The organism is Rariglobus hedericola, assembly GCF_007559335.1.
Lineage (GTDB): Bacteria > Verrucomicrobiota > Verrucomicrobiia > Opitutales > Opitutaceae > Rariglobus > Rariglobus hedericola.
The window spans coordinates 734027-750641 of record NZ_VMBG01000001.1; the positions used below are offsets into that span (position 1 = coordinate 734027).

Below are 16615 nucleotides of genomic sequence, written 5' to 3' on the forward strand. Positions count from 1 at the left end.
ATGAGTTAGCTCCGGTGAGCGAAGGCCAGCTTCTCGACATACTTGCCGAGCAAGTCGAACTCCAAATTGACCGTCGATCCCGCATGCTTCTCGCGCAGATTTGTAACCTGGATTGTCGTGGGAATAATCCACACGGCCAATGTGTCGCCCTCAACTTCGGCCACCGTCAGTGAAATGCCATCGATGGTGATGCTGCCTTTGTGAATCAGGTAACGGCCCAAGCCTGCCGGGGCCCGAACGCGCAGATAATGATCCGCACCCCGCGATTCAAATACCTCGATCACTCCCTGCCCGTCCACATGACCGGTTACGAAGTGTCCGCCGATCTTGCCACCAAACCGCAGCGCGCGCTCCAGATTAACCGCCGCTCCTTTGTTAAGCGTGGATAAATTGGTGAGCCGACGCGTCTCTTGGAGCACATCAAAGCAAACCCGGTGTGCATCGAACTGGGTGACCGTGAGGCAGCAGCCATTCACGGCAATACTGTCGCCCAGCGCGACATCCTGTAATGCCACGACGGCCGCGATTTCGAGTTTCCACGCATCCACGCCCTGCGTGAACGCGATGACCGTGCCGGTTTCTTCAACGATTCCTGTGAACATGACGATTACTTGAGTTTGACGCGCAACACGGCGGTTTCGCCGCCACGACTGGTGAGTAATACGAAGTCGGTGCGATTGGTGTCCGACTCGATCACGGCGAGCTTCGCTACAGCCTCCGCATAGGTTTTCACCTCGGAACCATCGACCTCGATGATCCAGTCATCAGGTCGTAGTCCCGCAGTCCCCGCCGGACCGCTGTTCTTCACGAACTGCGCGATCACACCTTTTTGTCCGTCGACTTTCACCCGACGCACCACGCCATCGCCATAAACAAACTCACGAGCGGTAAACCCCAGTTTCTCAAAATAAGTGCGGTCGGCCTCACGGAACAGCTTGGGCTGATCGACGAGCGTCGCCTTGATCTCCACGCGCTCGGAGCCGCGCAGCACCGTGAGCGCAACGGTGTCGCCGGGCTTTCGCTTGCCGAGTTCACGATCAAAATAAGTAACCACCACGCGGTCCGGTTTGAACCGGGGCAACGCACTGCCATCAATCGCCAGAATGATGTCGCGATTCTTGAGTCCGGCCGCTTCCGCCGGACTGCCCTCGAGCACTTCGCTCACCACGCAACCTGACTGGTCGCCGAGCTTCAGAAACGATGCGACTTCCGGATCCATCGGCTGCAAGCCGTAAGCCCCGAGCCAGGCAATCGGCCGTCCGCTGAGCGTGGAGGGTGCGCGCGTGAGCCAGGATTTGATTGCGGAACCGAGCACGAAGACACTGCTCTCCTCCATGTTGAGCAACATCACGGGCAAGCCCCGGTCGTTCCGCGAAAATTGCACATAAGTCTGGCCGAATCCGCCCACGGCGACACCGGCAAATGCGCCAGCACGATCAAAAACCGGCAGACCCGGAGACGCGACTTCAGCCAAGGCAATCGCCGTGCGCTCGGGCATCGATTGCACATGTGAAATGCGGCTCGCCAGGAAATACGGCGCAAAATCCTCGTCCTTCCCGCGCAGGCCGATGCCCCAGAACTCGGCGCCGAGCGCAGGCTCGCCCGCGTCAACCGCCGCGGCGAACGCCGTAACCGGAACCAGTTGTGCACGTAATTTTTCCTCAACACGCACAAAGTGCCAGCCGCTCAGCGGATCCTGCCCCAAGTATTCGCCACTCGAATACTCGCTCGCGGGCCGGCCGGGCAGGTAAATACGGAAATCCTTCAGCTTCGAGGGCTGCACGAAGTTATTGATCGCCGTGGGCGGGAGCACGATCGTGCCGGCCGTGTCGGCCACCAGTGCGGAGACGATCGTCGGGCGGCGATCCAGTTCGCTCTCGGTGAAAAACTCCACCGCCACGACCGACTTCACGCGTTCTTTAAACAGAGCGGGAATATCATCGGCCGCACGCATGACGGACGCCGTGCAGGCCACAAAAGCGACAATGGCAATTCGCAGGAAATTCAAAGGGATCGGTTTCATCATGGCTTGAGGATATATAGGGATACGCGGCGGTCGCTCACGGCCTCGATGAGCGTCGGCGCGGGCTTGGCGACGAAGTCGTCGTGCTTCGCCTTGGCGACATCAAGCGATGCGATGCGTTCCTGATTGATCTTGGTGATAATGTCTCCGCGCTCCAGGCCGGCCACGGCCGCCGGAAAGCCGGGCTGCACGCCGATGACCAGCAAACCCGTGTCGTCATCGAGCTGGTTCTCACGGGCGTAAGCGCGCGAAACTTTGCGCACGGTGAGGCCCCACTTCTCGAAGGCCCACTCCTCGCCTTGGCGGCTTTCGAGTTTTTCCGTCACGAGAGCGGGCGTAGTCGTTTGTTCGCCACGTTTCACCACGAGCTTCACCGGGGAACCGACCGGCAGGCTGGCGATGATATTAAGTATGGGCGGCAGCTGCTCGGGGAAACGTCCGTCCACGGGAACACCGTTGATCGAGAGCACGATATCGCCACCGCGCAGACCGGCCTTCGCAGCGGGCGAACCGGGATCGACACTGTTTATGAGCAGGCCGGTGTTTTGTTTGAGCGAATAAAACCCTTCGAGATCTAGCAGCGCTCCCGGAACAATACCGATGTAACTACGCGTGATCGCACCGTCGGCAGAGAGGCCGGCCACGACCCGCTTGGCGATATTTGCAGGAATGGCAAAGGCGAGATTGTCCGCTCCAAGATAACCGCGTGAGTTGATGCCCACCACGCGGCCTTTTTCATCGACGAGCGGCCCGCCGGAGTTGCCTGGATTAATGGCGGCATCGGTTTGCAGCCAAGTGTTGAACAGACCAGTTTCGTAGCCTTTGACGCCACGATTATCGGCAAAGAAGCGGCGGTTGTTGGAAATGATGCCACGCGTCACCGTGCGCGTGAGTCCGTGTGGTGTGCCGACGGCATACACCGTCTGGCCGGGGTAAAGTTTATCTGAATCCGTAAACTCCGCGTGCGTGAATTTGAGGCCGCGACGCTTCACTTCGGCGAGGTCGATACGCAGCAAGGCGAGGTCCGTCCAGTGATCCCAGCCGACCAGCGTGGCGTTGACGCGCTCCAAACTCGCCAGCGTGACCGACAATTCAACCGAACGCGGACTGGCCACATGGGCGTTGGTAAGGATGAGTCCGTCGGCGGAAACGATCACCCCCGAACCGATGCTTCCCGTAAACCGGCGGGCGCCGGTATCGAAGGACTCCTCGCGCACATCAATGCGCACGACGGCGTCCAGCAAGTGGTCGAAACCACGCGAGACGGCTGCCTCAACCACGGACACGCACGCGATAAACGCGACGGTCAGCAGGGTTATTTTTCGAGTGATTGACGACGTAGGGGATTCCTTCACGGTGGCGGGTTTCATCCGATGGCAACGCATTGCAAAGACTACGAGTTTCTCCAGATCGAGCCGCATTGGCAAACCTTCTGGGAAAACAATCGCTCCTTCCGCACCGAGAACGACACGTCGAAGCCGAAATACTACGTGCTCGATATGTTCCCCTACCCGTCCGGCGCCGGCTTGCACATCGGACACCCCGAGGGCTACACCGCCACCGACATCATCGCGCGCTACAAACGCGCCAAGGGCTTCAACGTCCTCCATCCGATCGGTTGGGATGCATTCGGTCTGCCCGCCGAACAACACGCGGTGAAGACCGGGACCCACCCCGCGTCCAACACGCAGAACAACATCACCAACTTCCGTCGTCAGATCAAAGCCCTCGGCTTCTCCTACGACTGGGAGCGCGAGGTCGATACGACCGACCCGAAATACTTCAAGTGGACACAGTGGATCTTCCTCCAGCTCTTCAAAAAGGGTCTGGCCTACGTCGATGAGCGCCCCGTGTGGTGGTGCCCCGAGCTGCGCACCGTGCTCGCCAACGAAGAGGTCCAGGACGGCAAATCCGAGGTCGGCGGTTTTCCTGTCGAGCGTCGCAATCTCCGCCAGTGGGTTCTCCGCATCACCGCCTACGCCGAGCGCCTGCTCTCCGACTTGAAGGACGTTGACTGGCCCGACTCCACCAAGCGCATGCAGGAAGCCTGGATCGGCCGCAGCGAAGGCGCCGAACTCCTCTTCAAACTGGAACAGGAACACCTCGGCGACCTGAAGGTGTTCACCACGCGTCCCGACACGCTCTTCGGCGCCACCTACATGGTGATCGCCCCCGAGCATCCGCTGGTCGGCGCCCTTACCACGCCTGAACAGCGCGACGCGATCGACGCCTACAAGAAAAAGGTCGCCGGCAAAAGCGACCTCGAGCGCACCGATCTTGCCAAGGACAAGAGCGGCGTCTTCACCGGCTCGTTCGCCATCAATCCCGTCAACGGTGCCCGCCTCCCCATCTGGGTCGCCGACTACGTGCTCATGGGTTACGGCACCGGCGCCATCATGGCCGTCCCTGCCCACGACGAGCGCGACTACGAATTCGCGCAGCAATACCACCTGCCCGTCATCCAGGTCATCGAGCCCGATCATAACGAAAACGCCTCCAATGGAGGATCGCTCAAGCTCCCCTACACCGGCGACGGCAAACTCGTTCACTCCGAGGACTACACCGGTCTCGCCTGGGCCGACGCCAAAAAGAAAATCACCGCCGATCTCGCCGCCCGCAGCCGCGCCAAGGCCACGGTCAACTACAAGCTCCGCGACTGGCTCTTCTCGCGCCAACGCTACTGGGGCGAACCGTTCCCCGTGCTCTGGGTGACCGAGGCCGACTACCAACTCGCCGCCACCACCCGCGCCGCTGATCTCCCGCCCTCGCCCGTCACCTACCGCGACGCCGCCACCGGCGAGACGTGGTATGCACTTCCTTTGCCCGCCGCCGCGCTGCCGCTCACCTTGCCCGAGGTCGAGTCTTACCTGCCCAGCGGCAATGGCGAAAGCCCCCTCGCCAACGTCACCGAATGGCTCGAAGTGTGGGTCAACATCACCACGGGCGAATCCGTGCCCGCTTCGCAACCCCGCCCCGTCGGTGAAATGTGGATACGCGGTCGTCGCGAGACCAACACCATGCCCCAGTGGGCCGGCTCCTGCTGGTATTACCTGCGCTTCATCGACCCGCAAAACGAGACCGCCTTCGCGGATCCGAAGCTCCTCGCCTACTGGGGCGTGCCCGACCTCTACGTCGGCGGTGCCGAGCACGCCGTGCTCCATCTGCTCTACGCGCGTTTCTGGCACAAGGTCCTCTTTGATCTTGGCGTCGTCCCGCAGGCCGAGCCATTCACCAAACTCTTCCACCAGGGCATCATTCTCGGTGAAGACGGCGAAAAGATGTCCAAGAGCCGCGGCAACGTGGTCAGCCCCGACACGATCATCGCGTCGCACGGCACCGACACGCTCCGCCTCTACCTGATGTTCCTCGGACCGCTCGAGGCCATGAAACCCTGGAGCATGTCCCAGATCGAGGGCGTCTTCCGCTTCCTCCAAAAGGTCTGGCGCGAATGCATCGGCCGCGAGGGCGAGATCAACCCGAAGATCAGCGACGACGCCTCTGCCGATTCCACCGAGCTCCTCAAAACCCTCCACGAAACCATCAAGAAGGTCGGCGACGACATCGAGGCCATGCGTTTCAACACCGCGATCTCGCAGATGATGATTTTCATCAACGCGGTCCAGAAGGCCGAGCGCGTCAGCCTCGCCACCATCCGTGCCTTCCTGCAAGTGCTCGCCCCGCTCGCCCCGCACATCACGGAGGAACTTTGGTCGCGTCTAGGCGGCACCAGCTCGATCCAGCAGGCACCCTGGCCCGCCTACGATCCGGCCAAACTCGTCGCCACCGAACAGAAGATCGTCGTCCAAATAAACGGCAAAAAACGCGCCGAACTGCTGGTCGCAGTCGGAACTAAGCAGGATATCGCCATGCGTCTCGCCGAAACCAATCCCGATTGCGCTCCGCATCTTACGGGAAAAACCATCAAGCGAGTCGTCTTCGTGCCCGGCAAGATCCTCAATATTGTTGTTGAATAAACGTCCTGAGGACAACATCAACTAGGGTATAGACCCTAGTTGATGTTCGGTATGCGCTTTGCTAAAACGACAATCGTCCGTTAAAGATCATATCGAATTTCCCTAGGATGATTTCAACCGCCATGAGCACCATCAAGCGCCTTACCTGCAAGACCGGCCCGGTCTTTTTGACCGTGGCCTTTTTCGTTGTCCTGGCATCGTTTTCACAGGCCGCCGACTCGAAGCGAAAAAACCCGACGAGCAAGCTCTATGTTGCTGATGTCGAAGGTATTTCCTCCATCAACACGGGCGAAAAAATCGAGGATTTAACCAAGAAATCGGTTTACGCCGCCGAAGGCACCATTCTGGAAACCACGCCCGAGGCCAGCAACGCCATCGTGCTGTCCAATGGCACCGGCATCGCGTTCGATCCGGACACCCGTTTGGAAATGCGTCGCTTCCTTCAAGAGCCCTTTTCCCCCAACCGCACCGATCTGGAAGTGGAGCCTTCCGTTTCCCAAACCACCGCCTTCATTGGTCGTGGAACCGTTGGTATGTGCACCAGTAAGATGGTGGCCGGTAGCACGATGACCTACAACACGCGCCACGCCAGCGTGGCGATTCGCGGACGCAAGGTTGTGATCGAAACCAGCGACGATTCCACCGTGGTCTCCTTGCTGGAAGGTGATGTGACCGTGCGCGGCGATCTTATGTCCGGCGGTCAATCCCTCAAGCCCGGCCAGCAAGCCGTCATTACGCGGACCTCCAATTCACAGCCTCCCTCGATTAAGATCCAGGATATCCCGCCTGCTGACATGGGCCGCCTCAGCGCGAAGGTTACGCAAGCCTGTATGGCTCGTAAAACCGTCTATTTCGAAGTGTCGGAGCGCAAAAACATAGACATTCCAGAAGATATATTGATTCCCGTGCCGGTATATCCCGGCGTGATCCCTCCCTCGACGACGGTGAGCCCCTACACGGTGCCACCCGCTCCCTCAGCTTAACAAGCGTCCATAGCGCTTCCTTTTAAACTGATCATGTCCCCACGTATTTCTTGGCGATGGATGGCTGTCGCCATCGGGGGCGTCTCTTTGCAGCTTTCGTCGGCTCACGCGCTGATCAAATTCAATGAAGGCCGTGACCAGCTGTTCGTGATCGGCACGATGGCGATTGGCTACGATTCGAATATCTTCGCTAACAGTTCGGCCGAATCAGACGTGGTCACCAATACCACGCTTGCGCTCGAATACGCCCGCCGGGCCGGACTCATCAGCGTCAACGGCAACATTGGCTGGAATCTGGGCAGCTTTGCTTCGAATGGCTCGGAAGATTTCTCGAATCCCACCATGGGATTGGAACTCGTGAAAAACACCGGGCGCACCACGGGATCGTTTACCTTGGGTGCCTCCCGGCAAAGTCAGGCAGATGCGAATGTCGGCCTGCGCACCGATTCGTGGAACTACGATGCGGGCCTTAATTGGAAATATCCCGTCATCGAGCGTTACAGCCTCGCCGGATCCTTCGGCTACAGCTTGCTCGATTACATCGACAACTCGGCGAACCTGGTGGACTTGACCAGTTACACGGCCAGCACGGACCTGTTTTACACCTACACCTCGCAGCGCGATCTTTTCGCAGGCTATCGTATCCGCTTCGGCGAGACTTCCACGCAAAACACGATCACCGATCATGCGTTCACCGTGGGTGTTTCGGGTAAAATCCTCTCGAAACTCAACGGCACGGTGCGTGCCGGTTACCAAATCCGTCAGGAAAGCGCATCCGGCGATACGTTTGGCAGCTACACCGCCTCGGCCTCCACCACGTGGTCGGTTAATAAACGCCTCTCGCTCACGGGCACGTTGAGCAAGGACTTCAGCACCACGGCGACCGAATCGACCATGGATACCACGCGGTTCAACCTCGATGCCCAATACGCCTTCAATCATCGCTGGTCGGTTTTCACTGGCGTGGGCGCCGGTTACAGCGAGTTTCTCAACGGTGTTGATGGTGGCCGCGAAGACTACTACATCACCTGGAGCGCAGGCGTGAACTACACGCTTAACGACCACTTCAAGGCTTCCCTCACCTACAGCTATTTTCAAAACTGGTCCAATCGCTCCCTCTCGACGTTTGACCGTAATTCGTTAACGCTCTTTTTGTCTTCACGCTGGTAAGCCTTCCCATGTTCAAGCGCATCCTTTACCTCCTTTTTCTGAGTGCCAGCCTGATGGGATCGCTCGTTCACGCCCAATCCAAGGCTCCCGCCCCCGCCAGCCAGACTGCGCTGGCCTACAAGGTCACCCTCACGGATTTGTTGCGCATCGACATTTATCAGGAGGATGACCTCCGCACCATCTCGCGCGTCGACTCGAAGGGTAACATCAACTTGCCGCTGGTGAGCGAAGTGCACGTGGCCGGCCTGACGGTCAGCGAAGCCCAAAAAGCCGTCGAAAACGCCTACCGTGACGGCCGTTATCTCCGCAGTCCCCAGGTGACCATCAACGTCGAAGCTTATGCCGCCCGCGAAGTCTCCATCCAGGGCCAGGTCCGTTCGCCCGGTCGCTATCCGCTGCCCATCGAGACGTCCATGACGGTCTTGGAATTGGTCACCCGCGCCGGCGGTTTCACCGACACCGCCAAAGGCACCGCGGTGAATGTCACCCGCGTATCCCCCGAGGGTAAAAAACAAGTTTTCACGATCGATGTGGACAGTCTGCTCAAGGGCAAGGATCGCGCCAACATCGGCGACAACTCTCTCATGCTTGAACCCGGAGACATCGTCTTCGTTCCTGAGCGTCTTATTTAAGAAACATGTCCTCGGTTCAAAAGCCATCGTCAGCCACCAAGGTCTCCGGTCGAGACGAAGAGATCATCGAGCGCCGCACGCTCCGTGATTATTACATCATCCTGCGCGAGCGCCTCTGGATCGCGCTGCCGCTGGCCTTGGTGATCTCCATCGGCATGGCTTACTACCAGTCGCGCGCCACGCCGCTTTATCGCAGCGCCGCCACGCTCCAGATCGAAAAACCCGAAAAGGTCGTCACGACCGTCGATGTCGTCGATACCGGCATCAATAGCGACATCGAGCTCAACACCTACCTGCAGGTCATCGCCAGCGCCAAGATGCGCAACCGGGTGCAGGAATCTCTCACCCCGCAAGAGCGCCAGGTCCTTCAACGTCCCTACATCAAAGACCTTGCTCCCGGCGCGACTCCGCCCACCGGGGTAGACCTTGGCGTGATGTCGGTTCAATCCGTTCGCAGCACCTTTCTGATCAACATCGCGGTCTCGCATCGCGATCCCGATGCCGCCGCGATTCTCGCCAATCGTTACATCGAACAGTTCATCGAAAGCCTGCTCGAGAACGTCAGCGGCGGCCACGACTACGCGGTCAAATACCTCCGCGACCGTGCCACCCAGCTCCAGGAGGAAGCCCGCATCGCCGAGCAACGCCTGCAGGACTACATGCGGGCCCAAAACCTCGTATCGCTCGATAACAGCACCAACATCGCCCAAGCCAATCTGAGCAGCGTCAACCAGGCGCTGCAGGGCGCCCGCCTTGATCGCCTCGCGATTGCCGAGCAAGAACGCCTGGTCGAGCGCTATCAGGCCGAGAAGCGCAACCTCCTCGAGATCACCGCTATCGCCGCCTATGGCTCCGTTCCCGATCTGAGCAAACAGCTCGAAACCTTGAACCGCGATCACTCGCTCCTCGCCGAGCGCTACTTGGAACGCCACCCCAAGGTTATCAACGTGGTCAACGCCATCCACGTCGCCCAAGAGCAGTTGGACACCGCCATCCGCCTTTCCATCGCCGACCTGAAGACCAGCCTCGAGCGCGCCGTCGCCCGTGAAAAAACCCTTGAAAAAGAATACGCCGCTCAGGAAAAGGAACAGCTCCGCCTGCGCGATCTCTCCATCGAATATCGCAGCCTCGAGAACCAGGCCCAGGTCGCCAAGAGCAACTACTCGCAGATCCTCGACCGTCTCAGTCAGGCCACGACCAGTAAATACCTGGAAAAAATCCCCGTCCGCCCGCTCGACCCCGCCTTGCCCGCCGGCAAGCCCTACACGCCCGACCTCGGCCGCATCGCCCGCACCGCCGTGGGCGTGGGCGTGCTGGTGTTCTTCGGCGTCGCCATCGGCCTCAGCTTCATCGACGACCGCATCAAGAGCGCCTGGGACATCGAGCACTTCATCGGTGCCAACCTGCTGGGCATCATCCCCGACCTCTCCTCCCTCAAGGACTCGGAGAAATACAAACTCGTCCTCGATAATAAAAACACCTCGGGCGTGGAGCCGTTTCTGGGCGTTTACAGCTCGGTCAAGATTCACTCCAAGCTCGATTTCCCCAAGTCGATTTTGGTCACCAGCACCATTCCGGGTGAGGGCAAGACGCTCATTTCATCCAATCTCGCCGGCAGCTTTGCCCGTCACGGCAAGTCCGTGCTGCTGATCGACTGCGACCTTCGCCGCCCGATGATGCATCGCCACTTCGAACTCGCCAACGAAGCCGGCTTGATCACGTGGTATGAGAAGGGCGCCAGCCTCGATGGCGACCTCACGATCAACCCCAGTCTCGGCATCACGTCCATCGGTGAAAACCTTTCCCTGCTGAGTTCCGGCGGACGCTCCAAGAGCCCGACTCAACTCCTCGAAAGCCCCATTTTCGGACAACTGCTGGAGAAGCTTAAAAAACACTACGATCTCATCGTGGTGGACTCCCCGCCTTTGGGCGCCGTCACCGACTCGCTGCTCATTGCCGAGCGCGTCGACGAAGTCATCTACGTCTGCCGCTTCAATCGCGCCTTCCGCAAACACATCCGCCTCTACATTAAAGCGCTTCGTTCCGGCAAAAACGAAATCCTCGGCGTCGTGCTCAACGGCCTTTCCCCGCGCCGCATCGAATACTACTCCAACTACCGCTACTACCGGAGCTATAAAAAATACTACGGCACCCAGGACTGATCCGGTCCTTTTGCCTTGGTCCCCAGCCGCGTGGCGCGAAGCGCCTCTACGCGGCTTTTTTGTTTCCGTCTCCGGCTACTCGCTACTCACTACCCGCTACTCGCTACTTCGTCATGCCCGCCTTGTCCGCCTTCCTGCCCGCCGATTTTAATCCGCAACGCCCCGTCGCGCTCATTGCCGGCCAAGGCATTTATCCCGTTCTCATCGCACAGGCCATTCGTCGCGCCGGCGTGCCCATCCGCCTCATTGCCTTCGACGAAGAAACGCGCCCGGACTTAATTGATTCGTTCCCCGCCGCCGATCGGCGCGTCATCCAGGTCGGCCAGCTCGGCAAGATGCTCGACACGCTCAAGGACTACGATGCGGGCTACGCGCTCATGGCCGGACAAATCACTCCGCGCCGTCTCTTCAAAGGCCTCCACCCCGACTTCAAAGCGGCCCGCATTCTCTTCTCCCTGAAACGTCGCAATGCGGAAACCATCTTCGGCGCTATCGCGCAGGAAATCACCGCGCTGGGCGTCCACCTGCTTGATGCCCGCAGTTTCCTCGACGATCAACTCGCCCACTCCGGTTGCATGACCGGAAAAAAATTCCCCATCGACCCCGACTACGTGGCCCACGGCGTGCAGATCGCCCGCGAGTCCGCCCGTCTCGATATCGGCCAGGGCTGCGTTGTCCGCAAAGGCACCGTCCTTGCAGTCGAAGCCTTCGAGGGCACCGATGCGATGATCCGCCGCGCCGGCGAATTCAAGACCGACGAATCCCTCTTCGTTAAAACCGTCAAAGCCCGTCAGGATTACCGCTTCGACGTGCCGTGCTTCGGCCTCAAGACACTCGAAACCATGCGCGAAGCCGGCCTCAAAGCCGCCGCCCTCGAAACCGATCGCGTCATCCTCCTGGATAAACCCGCCGTCCTCGCCCAGGCCAAATCCTGGGGCATTCAACTGCTGGGTTTCGAATAAGCCCGTCGCCCGCGCTTGCGCACCGGCGTTTCCAGAACCACTTTCCGCCCATGAAAAACGATGTCGTCCCAGTGATCGTCAAAGGAGTGATGCCCACCTCCAACGGCTGCGCCGTGTTCCTCGGCGACGACAACAAGACGTTCGTCATCTACGTGGACCACTCCGTGGGCAATGCCATCCAGATGACCCTCGACGGCGTCAAAAAAGAACGCCCGCTCACCCACGATCTCATCGGCCACATTCTCACCGGCCTCGGCGCAACGATCGACCATGTCGTCATCAACGACGTCAACGACGGCACTTTTTTCGCGCGCATCCTGCTGCGCATGGAAAACGAACTCGGCAAAAAAATCGTCGAGCTCGATGCCCGCCCCAGCGATTCGACCGTGCTGGCGCTCCAGCACCGCCGCCCCTTGTTCGCCGCCCGCAAAGTCTATGACACCGTCGAAGACATGACCGAAATCCTCGAACGCGTCCTCCGCCAGCAAAACGATGAAGCCAAACCCGACGCCGACGACGAAGACGACGACAAGTAAGCCCGTATCGGTCCTACTCGCTACTGCTCCCGTCCGCCCTCCGTCGTCCGTCCTCTGTCCGTAATTCGCCCTCCGAGCCGTGCCCTCCTCCGTCCCCCGTTCTCCGTCCTCCGTCGCTCTGCCCGCGCCCATTGTGCCGGGCGGCCCTCTCACGGCGCTTGCGCCGATGCAGGACGTCACCGATCTGGCGTTCATGGGAGTCATCGCGCACTACGGCGCCCCGGATTATTTCTTCACCGAGTTTTTCCGCGTCCACGCCCAGTCGAAGCCCGAGAAACACATTCTCCGCTCCATCGACGAGAATGCCACCGGCCGCCCCGTCTTCGCCCAGTTGATCGGCGAAGAGCTGACCCACCTCGCCCGCTCCGCCACCGAGCTGCTCCGCCACCCCGTCGCCGGCATCGACCTCAACATGGGCTGCCCCGCCCCCAAGGTTTACAAGAAAAACGTCGGCGGCGGACTCCTCCGCGACCCGCAGAAGATCGACGAAATCCTAGGCGTTCTCCGCCAGACCGTCCCCGGCCTCTTTACGGTCAAAATGCGTATCGGTTTCGACGATACCGCCAACTTCGAGCGCATCTTGGATCTGATCAACAAGCACGACGTCGATCTCCTCAGCCTCCACGGCCGCACCGTGAAAGAAGGCTACCGCAGCGACGTCCACTACGACTACATCGCCCGCGCCGTGGAGCGCGTGAAATGCCCCGTCCTCGCCAACGGCAACATCACCTCCGCCGCCACCGCCGTCCGCGTGCTCGGCGAGACCCGGGCCGCCGGCGTCATGATCGGACGCCACGCTATCCGCAACCCGTGGATCTTCCGCCAGTGCCGCGAAGCCTTCGCCGGCCAGCCGGTGACCCTCGTCACCCTCGCCGACGTGCGCGACTACATCGCCCGCCTCTACGACGCCACCCGCCAGCCCGGCCTCCCCGAGCGCGACCACGTGAACAAGATGAAGAAGTATCTGAACTTCGTCGGCCAAAGTGTGGATGGCACCGGAGCGTTCCTCTATGAAATGCGCCGCACCGAGTCTGAGGCCCAACTCTTCGAAGTGTGCGACCGCCACCTCCTCGCCGAGCCCGGCAAAGTCTTTGCCGACGAACCCTACCCCGGAGTCATCGCCCGCCCCAACTGCGAAACCCCGTCGTCCGACGGCTGCTCCCTGGATTCCGTGACGGCATAACCGCCTTCACCTTAAACGTCCCCCTTCATCGGGCAGGCCCCGTCGCCTCCCCCTCTTTTTTTCGAACTTAGGGGCGACTTTACGCCGCGATTGATTCAACGGAGTCCGCCCAGTCCGAACAGATAATTGCTCTGCACCTGCTTAGCGCCCATCATGTCTGACAGCTCCGCCCCGTCCGTCCTTTGTCCTCCGTATCCCGCCCTCCGCCCCCATCTCTCTGCGTTTAATTCTTCCGACTCTTCTCCGCCAACTCCACCGTCCGCTTATATTGCGCGCGGAAGCGGTTGCCCAATTCATTCGCGAGCTTGATCTCGTCGACTTTGTTCTTTGAACGCAGCGCCTCGCGAATGCGTCCGTTGGCGGCGGCGTAATCCAGAGCCGACAGATCTTGAAACTCCGCCAGCGCATCCGCCGGCATGCCGGCGTCGATCAAGGCGCGCCACGCTTGTTTCAATTCCGGCTGGGTATCGAGGCACATCACTCGAATCGCGAAGGCCATTTCACGGAATAAGCGGCCGGTCCACTCGCGACGGTAAATGAGCCGGTCTTGCGGACCATACGGCATCTCCTCGGGATCACTGCGCAGGGCGGCGATACCCTCGATGGTATAAAAATCCTTTCGCACGGGCAAACGTCGCAGCGCGAAGTAGTCGGGGCCGCCGGGCGCGCCCGGCTTCAGGTTCCAGAGCAGCTGGCCCTCCATCGACAGTGAGAACTCGATGAAGGCGAGCGCCGCCTTTTTGTTGGGCGCACCGCGCAACATCGCTACGGGATCCACCGAGTTGACCGCTCCGCCTTCGGGCGAGATGTAGGCCATGCGATCATCCGCCCCGCGACGACGCACCGCTTCCTGTTGCTGGCGTCCGTAGAAATCAATGCCCATGCCGACCGCACAATCGCCCGCGGCCACGTCGATCGGCACCTTCTGCGCCGAGTCGGTAAAATAGCGCGCATTGGCCCCGATGCGTTGCAACAAACGCAAACCCTCAAGCCATCCCTCAGCCACCGCGTTTGCTTCCGCGGCCTTCATGGCCTCGGGGGTGGCAAACCGCACGGTCGCCATGCGGTTGAAAACCACCTTCTGCATCTGCTGCTGGATCACATTCTCAAACGCCTTGGCGATTGATCCACTCTTCGTCGGGTCGGCCAGCGCGACTTCACTCACGTAGCGCGGATCGGCCAGATCCTCCCAGCTGCGCGGCGCGGTGGTGACCCCAAGGCGCGCGAGCGAATCACGGTTGGTGATGATCCCGAAGGAGCTCAACACCGTGCCGACCCACAGGCCTTTTTTATCCCAATATTCCTCGCCGGCAAACGACTGCGGGATCACCTCCTCGGTGAACCACTCCGGATGCAGCTGCATAATCCCGCTGTCCACCAGACGGCCCGCCTGTGCCTGGCGGATAAAGTCGTAGCTGCCGCCACCGTAAAACAAATCGATGCCACAGCTCATTTCCGAAGCGAGAAACGCCGCCCGCGCCTCGCGCGCAACCGCCGGCGCATCGGCGGGCAGCGAACCGTTGGCGAACCCGTTGAGCACATCGTTGCTCCAGGGCTTGTGCAGCGTGTTGACCCAATAATTTTGGAACGCCGCCGTGTATTCACCCTCCAGATACTTGGCGATCTCGGTGGTCCCGCCGATCAACCGCCAATCCAGCGAAACCGTGCGGCCCGTGCGCGCCTGATACCACTTGGCAAACGCCCGCTCGAACTCCTGCCGGATGGCCTCGTTGTGCGGCGTGATGATGACCAGCGTGTCGTCCGTCTTGCCGACGGTTTCATGCTTCGGTCGCAGCGCAAACGGCAGCACCAAGGTCGCCACCAATGTGAAGATGATGAGGGCCTGTTTGAGCATGCTCAGGCGCCCAGAATGACCACGTCGTCCGGATCCACGCTCGCAAACAAATCGCCATCCGATGCGGAGCCCACAAATCGCGGATTCAATTCGTAAATTTTCAGCGTCACACCACCGGCGACGAAATCATATTGCGCCACTTCGCCGAGATACACCGACTCGCCGATCTTCCCCCGCACCGCGTTGTGCGCGCGGGGCTCCTTCGCCAGTTTCCAGCATTCCGGGCGAATCGAAAGGGTGACGGTCGAACCGATCGCCGGCTGAAAAGCCTTATCGCCCACCACGCCGATAAACCGTCCGATGGCCGTCTCCACCGCGGTGTAATCGCCCTCCGGCCCGAGCACGCGACCTTCAATGAAATCCGTCTCGCCGATGAAATGCGCCACGGTCTTGCAGACGGGGCGGCGGTAAACTTCCTTGGGCGAACCGACCTGCAAAATCTTGCCACCGTCCAGAATCGCCATGCGATCCGAGATCGACAGCGCCTCTTTCTGGTCATGCGTCACATACACCGTCGTGAGTTTAAATTCTTTGCACACGCGACGGATCTCAATGCGCATCTCAAGCCGGAGCTTTGCATCCAGGTTGGACAGCGGTTCGTCGAGCAGCAGGCAACGCGGACGGATGACCAACGCACGCGCCAGGGCCACGCGTTGCTGTTGACCGCCTGATAATTGATTCGGTTTGCGCGAGGCATACTGCCCCATGCGCACCGACTCCAAGGCCTCGCCGACGCGGCGCTTGATCTCATTTTTCGGCACTTTGCGCTCTTCCAACCCGAACGCCACGTTCTCAGCCAGGGTCATGTGCGGCCAGAGTGCATAGCTCTGAAACATCATGCCGGTGTTGCGCTTGTGCGGCGCCAGACGCGTCACGTCTTCATCGCCAAAGCGGATAGTGCCTTCCTCGGGGATATAAAAGCCGGCCATGCTGCGCAGCAGCGTGGTCTTGCCGCAGCCACTGGGGCCGAGCAGGAAAAACAATTCCCCGGGCTCAATCACCAGGTCGAGGTTGCGCAACGCGACGGCCGTGCCGAACCGTTTGGTGAGATTTTGGATGCTAATCGAAATCATACGGTGATCATGCGTTGGCTCCGTTAAGCAAGATTTCGGCCTGATTTAAGTCAAAAGAATAG

General features: G+C 60.2%; 13 protein-coding genes. 8 read left to right on the forward strand and 5 right to left on the reverse strand.

Translation table 11 applies throughout. The features are described 5' to 3' along the window. Positions 1-5: 5 nt before the first annotated feature. Genes FPL22_RS03410 through FPL22_RS03420 form a run of 3 tightly spaced genes read right to left on the reverse strand, consistent with a single transcriptional unit; the run spans position 6 to position 3393 of the window. On the reverse strand, positions 6-602 hold the full coding sequence (locus FPL22_RS03410; RefSeq protein WP_144228706.1) for a riboflavin synthase: 597 nt from the start codon (positions 600-602) through the stop codon (positions 6-8). A 5-nt stretch (positions 603-607) separates the two neighbouring features. Then, positions 608-2026, reverse strand: coding sequence for a PDZ domain-containing protein (locus FPL22_RS03415; RefSeq protein ID WP_238991301.1), 1419 nt, complete (start codon positions 2024-2026; stop codon positions 608-610). Further along, positions 2023-3393: a trypsin-like peptidase domain-containing protein gene (locus FPL22_RS03420; RefSeq protein ID WP_144228707.1), complete on the reverse strand. Its 1371-nt coding sequence runs from the start codon at positions 3391-3393 to the stop codon at positions 2023-2025. The genes FPL22_RS03415 and FPL22_RS03420 overlap by 4 nt, the downstream gene beginning before the upstream one ends. A gap of 3 nt (positions 3394-3396) precedes the next feature. On the opposite strand from FPL22_RS03420, the gene leuS reads away from it, so the two are divergent. The 8 genes from leuS (at position 3397) to FPL22_RS03460 (ending at position 13625) form a co-directional block, all read left to right on the forward strand. Further along, positions 3397-5997, forward strand: coding sequence for a leucine--tRNA ligase (leuS, locus tag FPL22_RS03425; protein ID WP_144228708.1), 2601 nt, complete (start codon positions 3397-3399; stop codon positions 5995-5997). Between the two features lie 122 nt (positions 5998-6119). Next, the gene (locus FPL22_RS03430; protein WP_162525173.1) at positions 6120-6980 is read left to right on the forward strand and encodes a FecR domain-containing protein; all 861 of its coding nucleotides are present in this window, start codon (positions 6120-6122) and stop codon (positions 6978-6980) included. A gap of 60 nt (positions 6981-7040) precedes the next feature. Continuing rightward, on the forward strand, positions 7041-8150 hold the full coding sequence (locus FPL22_RS03435; protein WP_162525174.1) for an outer membrane beta-barrel protein: 1110 nt from the start codon (positions 7041-7043) through the stop codon (positions 8148-8150). Positions 8151-8158: 8 nt separating this feature from the next. Beyond that, on the forward strand, positions 8159-8782 hold the full coding sequence (locus FPL22_RS03440; protein WP_144228711.1) for a polysaccharide biosynthesis/export family protein: 624 nt from the start codon (positions 8159-8161) through the stop codon (positions 8780-8782). Positions 8783-8787: 5 nt separating this feature from the next. Next, the gene (locus FPL22_RS03445) at positions 8788-10944 is read left to right on the forward strand and encodes a GumC family protein (RefSeq protein WP_144228712.1); all 2157 of its coding nucleotides are present in this window, start codon (positions 8788-8790) and stop codon (positions 10942-10944) included. 113 nt (positions 10945-11057) lie between these two features. Beyond that, the gene (locus FPL22_RS03450; protein ID WP_144228713.1) at positions 11058-11906 is read left to right on the forward strand and encodes an LpxI family protein; all 849 of its coding nucleotides are present in this window, start codon (positions 11058-11060) and stop codon (positions 11904-11906) included. Positions 11907-11956: 50 nt separating this feature from the next. After that, positions 11957-12442 carry a bifunctional nuclease family protein gene (locus FPL22_RS03455; protein ID WP_144228714.1) on the forward strand — a complete coding sequence of 162 codons (486 nt, stop codon included), beginning with the start codon at positions 11957-11959 and terminating at the stop codon, positions 12440-12442. Between the two features lie 166 nt (positions 12443-12608). Next, the gene (locus FPL22_RS03460) at positions 12609-13625 is read left to right on the forward strand and encodes a tRNA dihydrouridine synthase (protein ID WP_144230255.1); all 1017 of its coding nucleotides are present in this window, start codon (positions 12609-12611) and stop codon (positions 13623-13625) included. 223 nt (positions 13626-13848) lie between these two features. On the opposite strand, the gene FPL22_RS03465 is transcribed toward FPL22_RS03460, so the two are convergent. Together FPL22_RS03465 and FPL22_RS03470 are read right to left on the reverse strand one after the other, a co-directional pair. Further along, complete coding sequence (locus FPL22_RS03465) at positions 13849-15480, reverse strand: ABC transporter substrate-binding protein (RefSeq protein ID WP_238991303.1); 1632 nt, start codon at positions 15478-15480, stop codon at positions 13849-13851. Between the two features lie 2 nt (positions 15481-15482). Next, a complete protein-coding gene (locus FPL22_RS03470) occupies positions 15483-16553 on the reverse strand; it encodes an ABC transporter ATP-binding protein (protein ID WP_144228716.1) in 1071 nt (356 codons plus the stop codon). Positions 16554-16615: the final 62 nt, after the last annotated feature.